The following is a 5,749-nucleotide window of genomic DNA, read 5'->3' on the forward strand; positions in this document are numbered from 1 at the left end:
CTTAGGCTATGTACAGGGCTCTCCGTCCTTCCCCTGCTAACGTCGCATCACCTACTGGAACTGCGGTGATGACCGATCCATTCTACTGCGTCGGCTGGATGAACCTACTCGTTTAAAGAGCGAGTGCTGACCTCTTTTTATGTAAGACCAAAACAAAAAGGACATCGTTCAGTAGCGAGTTTCGTGAAACTTGCTACTGAACGATGTCCTTTTTCTACACTAAAACCTTGAACATTAAAGGTTTCCTTAGTATGATAAGTGCATCTAAGTTGGAGTCACGTGCTGTGTGCCTCCAACGATCAATAGCAAGTGTTTCAGCACTCGCTATTCAAAAGCGTCACTTCGTTGATCATCTACTCGTCGCCAAACGAGCAGATGGGAGAAGTGGCGTTTTTTGTTATTCCGTCCGTATTTTGTTACTGATTATTGTACGCTTACATCAATTTTCTGACAACGATTAATTTTGTTTTTTTCAAATTATTTAAGATCTCCCTCAGCTTTTTCAACCATAAAACACTTGAAAACACTTAGATTGTTTTCAAAAAATGAAATCGGGAAATCCACTACAGTAATCATTTTTACTAATTTGAATGACTTGGAGTGGTTTTTATGGAACAAAAAAGAAAAGGATTTTCTTCATATTTCCGTTCGGAAACAGATGAAGCAGGACGGAATATGTCGTGGGGATCGATCTTCGCAGGTGTTGTCACATTCTTATCGTTATTAATCATGTTCAGTTTAATTGGTTCTGCAATTGGTCTCGGAGTAACAGACGTAACATCGAACAATCCATTTGACGGTGTAGGAACAGGACTTATTATCTGGGCTGTTTTATCATTACTAATTTCTTTGTTTGCTGCTGGATTCATTGCAGGTGTGACATCTTCTCGCGCAGGACTTGTTCACGGATTTTTAACTTGGGCGACAAGCATCCTCTTACTCGTGGCACTTCTAACATTCACAACGATTAATACGTTCCAAACAGTAGGATCTGTATTAGGTTCTGTTGGAGGCGCAGCAGGAAAAGGTGTTAGTTCTGTCGCATCAACAGCAACGGATGCTGTAAGTTCTGGATTCGATTCAGTAACGAAAAACGTTTCAAATGTAGATACAAAAGAGCTTGAAGGTAACGTGGAAGATGTTTTAAAAGATACTGACATTCCAGAACTACAACCTGATTACCTTCAAGGACAACTGGATGCTGTAAAAGATGACGTCACTGAAGCTGGGAAACAAGCAATCACGAAACCTGAAGACTTCGATAAGATTGTAAAAGACCTGGGCGATTCGTTAACAGAGCGTTCTGAAAAAATTCAAAACTCAGTAGATGAAGACGCGATTGCACAAGCAGTAGCTAAAAATACAGACCTCTCACAAAAAGAAGCTGATGAAGCTACGAAAAATATCGTTGATGGTTTGAATCAAGCAACAAGTGAGACAAGTAAACAAATCGAGAACGCACAACAAACACTAGAAGAAACGTCAGCTGATCTTAAGAAAACGGTCGAAGATGTCCGTGTCCAAACAGAACAAGCAACTCAAACAGCTGCCAAAGTTTCGATCTGGGGATTTGTAGCTCTCTTGCTTACTATGATTGTCACATCAATTGCAGGTATTGTCGGTTCACGAGTAGCTTCGCGTGGTAAAGTTGCCAACCAGTAAACGTATAGAAACGATCCTTCGGGATCGTTTTTTTTATGTAAAAATACGTAACTTACACTTGGGAAGGCTTTCTCACGTTTTGTATAAACGCATTCGGGAACTACTCACATATACCTAAAAATACAAAGGAGAGATTTTTTTATGTCTACTGGAGCAGATAAAAAAGCAGATGGTCTTGTCGATAAAGTTGCCGGAAAAGCGAAAGAGCTTTTAGGAAAGACAACTGGAGATAAATCAACAGAACGAGAAGGAAAGAAAGATCAGTTTAAAGGCGATGTGAAAGATAGCGCCGGAAACATCCAACAAAAATTCGAAGGTAAGAAATAAGGCTTTCGTTTTTAGGTACTTCCTAAAGGAAGTACCTTTTTTCGTCTGAGTGACGAAAAAACAGTCTCTAATTTTTTAGAGAAAGGGGCTCGGGGAAACCCCCGACAAGCTGTATGTGCGTCACGAAGTGGCTAGCAAATACGAAGCTTGCCAACCCCTCTATGCATAGAATATGATGGACGAGTAAGGGCATTTACTCGTCCATCATTCGGCGCATAATTCGTATGTATTCAGAGGGGGCGGTTGTTATGAAAGCGAACCGAAAAGAGAACCGACAGGTCAATTTTCGTGTGAGTGAAGACGAGTTTGAGAAACTTTCTGAGATAGCAGAAAGTTTTCAAATGAGTGTGCCGGCTTATGTGAAGAAGCAGGCACAAGGAGCGAGAATGAGACCCCCGAAGATCGATCGGGAGGGCGCATTCGAGATTGCCCGTCAGTTGCGTGCCATCGGGAACAACGTGAACCAGATGAGCAAGCACGCGAATGAGGGCAAGACAGTTCCGAAAGAGGAACTGGTCAATCTACAGAAGGAGTTGAATCAGATATGGCAACAATTCAACTCGGCAATACAAAAGTAGCCAACAAGCTGATCTCCTATGCGGAGAAACGGGCAGAAGAACGATCAGGCGTCGATTGTCCTCCGGAGTACGCCAAGTCTCAGATGAAGGCGACAAGAGAACTCTGGGGCAAACCAGACGGGATTCAAGCCCATCACGTCATCCAGTCCTTCAAGCCGGGGGAAGTGACGGCACGACAAGCGAACGAAATCGGGCAGGAACTCGCTCGATCCATCTCCAAGGGGCATGAAGCCGTCATCTACACGCATACGGACAAGGAGCATATCCATAACCACATCATCATCAATGCCGTGAACTTCGAGAACGGCAGCAAGTACCAATCCTCAAAGAAAGACCTTCATCGGATTCGGGAGAAGAGCGATCAGCTCTGTCTCGAGCAAGGATTGTCGGTCGTCCTCAAGCGAGAGGCACCCGTTCGCTATACATTGGCGGAGAAAGCCCTTCTCGAGAAGGGCAAGTCTTCCTGGAAGGACGACATCCGGACGAAGATCGAGGAAGCGAGAGACGCCACAGCAAGCTATGAAGAGTTCAAAAGCTACCTGTCGGAGAAACACAACATCGAGGTAAGAGAACGGGGTAAAACAACGACCTATTACGACCATGAAAACAATAAACGAGTACGAGACAACAAACTAGGATCTGATTATGAGAGGGAGGTCATTAAGGATGGGTTTGAAAAGTCAGTTGGATACGAAGAATCGCGACATGGTGAAGTCGGAAGAAGCATCGGAATACCGAACGGGGAACGAACAGGAGCAGGAAACCCTTCAGACACCCTCACCTTTGATCGAGAACGAGCAGGAGCTACTGATGCGCCTGAGAGCCGTCGAGGGCTATCTGTCGACCGTGCTGCAGGAAGTCGTCCAGAAAGAGATGACATTCCAACAGGAGATCGAGAACCTCGTCCAGATCAGCAAGAGCACGGAAGAAGTTCTGACTTCGACTATACAGAATTCAACCGAAAGCTTGAGCAATCGAAGCAAAGCGCTCGAAAATCATACCAGCAAAACAAACGAACAACTGCAGGCATTACTCGGGACGTACTCGAAGCAACTCAGTCAGAACCAGCAAACCCTTCACGAGCAGCTGAAGAACATTCAGAGTACACACCTCGAGCAACTGAACACGAGCCACAAACTGATCAACGACGAACTCGAGCAGATCGGCGACCTGGTGAACAGCAACATCCTCGCCCAACAGAGCCGACTCGAGCAGATGCTCGCGAACAACACGCAGAAAATCGAGACGGAGATGAACAATCTCAAGAGCAGGCACGACCAGCAACTAAACGACATCTCAACAAGTCTCACGAGCAAGATTTCGAGCGTTAAGTGGAAAATCTTCAAGACAGAATGGCTCGACGCAGGAAAACAAGGACTGATGACAGCCATATTCCTCGTGCCGATCTATCTTCTATTTCGTTTCGTCGCTTCACTAGCAGGCATTGAATTACCCTGATTTTAATTAAAAAAGATTGTGAAAACGGTCGATTTCGACCGTTTTTTTCGTGCTTGGCTCTGCAGCGTCGTCATCGTTGCGAGGAATTGTCATTTCACGCAACGATGATGTTTTTTTGTGATTTCAGAGCACGCGAGCGTTCGAGACTTCACGATACAATTTAATCTCTTCCGGATGCTGGGCTTCCCACTCGATATTTTGCAGCAGTGGGATTTGGATCGCCCCCTCCATCTCTGACATCAAGTTCGCCAATCGGACGTCACGGCGATTCGTGTTCGGATCCTCAAGAATTTCTTCGAAATCTTTTCGGAAGTTCGCTAAAGTTTTCATTTTTTCATCCTCCTCATTTTTGCTTTCGTACGTAGTCCTGCAGGACGCCTTCGACGAGTTCGTAGAGTTTCACGTCGTTCTCGAGTGCGATATGCTTCAGACGCTTGTGGAGCGTCACGTCGAGGTCGAGCGAGACCTTCTTCCGGATGATTCGTTGCGGTTTCGTCTCGATCTCGAAATAGCTATCGTCGAGTTGGGACTGTCCGGTCACCGGATCCACACGCAATGGATCCGTCGCTCGATTCTTTTTCTCCTTCACCCGTGTCGATTGGACGAAGTCCAGGACACGCTTCTGGGCATTCGGGTGGTCTCCAGCAATCTGCCAACGCTTCGTCTGTTGGTCGAACGTCGCCCCAGCCTGTTTCAAGGCTTCTCGGAGCTTCTCCTTGCCTACTGGAGCATGCTGTTTCGCGATATCTAGGAACTTCATACGCTTGTTCAGTTCCGTCACGTCAAGGATCGTCAGTTCCATTTCTCTCATGCTTCTCCCCCTTTACATTCTATAACTGTCTTATTATTTAACCTTTTACCCTCTTAAGTTTCTGCTTTATAGGGCTAGACACCTGCATTCTTTTTTTAAAATGTGCTGTTCCAGATCGTTCGGTAGTTGATATAAACAACCCATCTCAAGATCCCTTTTTTCTCTCTGGATGCCTGTTTAAGATTCTCGCTTTCCTGTACTACCGCACTTCGTTCCGGCGTTTACGCCTTCACTTCGCTTGCTGGCGCACTGCGGGATGTTGAATGGACTCGCTTCGCTCCCTCCTTCAACATCCCTCGCACGACACATGAACCCGTCGTTGATCTTCATCTTTCCGGCACTTTCTATTCCTTTTTTTAATGAAAAAGACTTGTAGAACCAGAAGAGCGAGGGCATACTGCGGGAGGCAGGCGAGGAAAACGGCTGGATGGGCAGACTAACCCCTTGCAAAAAGGAAAGAGTTAAATCTGCCCATCGGTGCACTGCGTCCAGTGTAGGACGAGGTATCCGTATGTCTAGGCGTTCCAAGATTGCAGGGGAATCTCGCCCCTACGATATGACTCGCTGCGCTCTCGCGCACACAAGGCGTTTCCACGCCCTACCTTGCTGCCTTTCGGCGACTCGTCATATAACCCACTGTATGGCGGCCCAAAGCCGTCATACGTCGTGTCACAGCAATCATACAGCCGCCTACTAGGAAATTCCCCACCGTTTGTCGTGGGACTGCCTACGGTCTCGTACCATATGACCCCGTCTGAACCTCTCAACGATCTTTACCGTATCCCTTCGGGACTTAGGCTATGTACAGGGCTCTCCGTCCTTCCCCTGCTAACGTCGCATCACCTACTGGAACTGCGGTGATGACCGATCCATTCTACTGCGTCGGCTGGATGAACCTACTCGTTTAAAGAGC

At 46.4% G+C, this 5,749-nt stretch carries 6 protein-coding genes; 4 read left to right on the forward strand and 2 right to left on the reverse strand.

All coding sequences use genetic code 11. The features are described from left to right. The first annotated feature begins 609 nt into the window (after window positions 1-609). From ACZGCQ_RS16670 to ACZGCQ_RS16685, 4 genes are all read left to right on the forward strand, one after another. Window positions 610-1,662: a TIGR04086 family membrane protein gene (locus ACZGCQ_RS16670; RefSeq protein ID WP_481266871.1), complete on the forward strand. Its 1,053-nt coding sequence runs from the start codon at window positions 610-612 to the stop codon at window positions 1,660-1,662. 141 nt (window positions 1,663-1,803) lie between these two features. Further along, the gene (locus tag ACZGCQ_RS16675; protein ID WP_481266872.1) at window positions 1,804-1,989 is read left to right on the forward strand and encodes a CsbD family protein; all 186 of its coding nucleotides are present in this window, start codon (window positions 1,804-1,806) and stop codon (window positions 1,987-1,989) included. A gap of 248 nt (window positions 1,990-2,237) precedes the next feature. Beyond that, entirely contained in the window at window positions 2,238-2,567 is a 330-nt protein-coding gene (locus tag ACZGCQ_RS16680; RefSeq protein ID WP_481266873.1) for a MobC family plasmid mobilization relaxosome protein, read from the forward strand. Next, the gene (locus ACZGCQ_RS16685) at window positions 2,534-3,898 is read left to right on the forward strand and encodes a relaxase/mobilization nuclease domain-containing protein (RefSeq protein WP_481266874.1); all 1,365 of its coding nucleotides are present in this window, start codon (window positions 2,534-2,536) and stop codon (window positions 3,896-3,898) included. The genes ACZGCQ_RS16680 and ACZGCQ_RS16685 overlap by 34 nt, the downstream gene beginning before the upstream one ends. Window positions 3,899-4,148: 250 nt before the next feature. On the opposite strand, the gene ACZGCQ_RS16690 is transcribed toward ACZGCQ_RS16685, so the two are convergent. Together ACZGCQ_RS16690 and ACZGCQ_RS16695 are read right to left on the reverse strand one after the other, a co-directional pair. After that, window positions 4,149-4,355 carry a hypothetical protein gene (locus tag ACZGCQ_RS16690; protein WP_481266875.1) on the reverse strand — a complete coding sequence of 69 codons (207 nt, stop codon included), beginning with the start codon at window positions 4,353-4,355 and terminating at the stop codon, window positions 4,149-4,151. Between the two features lie 13 nt (window positions 4,356-4,368). After that, on the reverse strand, window positions 4,369-4,836 hold the full coding sequence (locus tag ACZGCQ_RS16695) for a hypothetical protein (RefSeq protein WP_341090780.1): 468 nt from the start codon (window positions 4,834-4,836) through the stop codon (window positions 4,369-4,371). Between the last annotated feature and the right edge of the window lie 913 nt (window positions 4,837-5,749).

The organism is Exiguobacterium sp. HSB13 (genome assembly GCF_056764755.1).

Coding starts and splice junctions, on each gene's coding strand:
- ACZGCQ_RS16690 (WP_481266875.1), bottom strand. CDS start 4,355: ATGAAAACTTTAGCGAACTTCCGAAAAGATTTCGAAGAAATTCTTGAG.
- ACZGCQ_RS16670 (WP_481266871.1), top strand. CDS start 610: ATGGAACAAAAAAGAAAAGGATTTTCTTCATATTTCCGTTCGGAAACA.
- ACZGCQ_RS16680 (WP_481266873.1), top strand. CDS start 2,238: ATGAAAGCGAACCGAAAAGAGAACCGACAGGTCAATTTTCGTGTGAGT.
- ACZGCQ_RS16675 (WP_481266872.1), top strand. CDS start 1,804: ATGTCTACTGGAGCAGATAAAAAAGCAGATGGTCTTGTCGATAAAGTT.
- ACZGCQ_RS16695 (WP_341090780.1), bottom strand. CDS start 4,836: ATGAGAGAAATGGAACTGACGATCCTTGACGTGACGGAACTGAACAAG.
- ACZGCQ_RS16685 (WP_481266874.1), top strand. CDS start 2,534: ATGGCAACAATTCAACTCGGCAATACAAAAGTAGCCAACAAGCTGATC.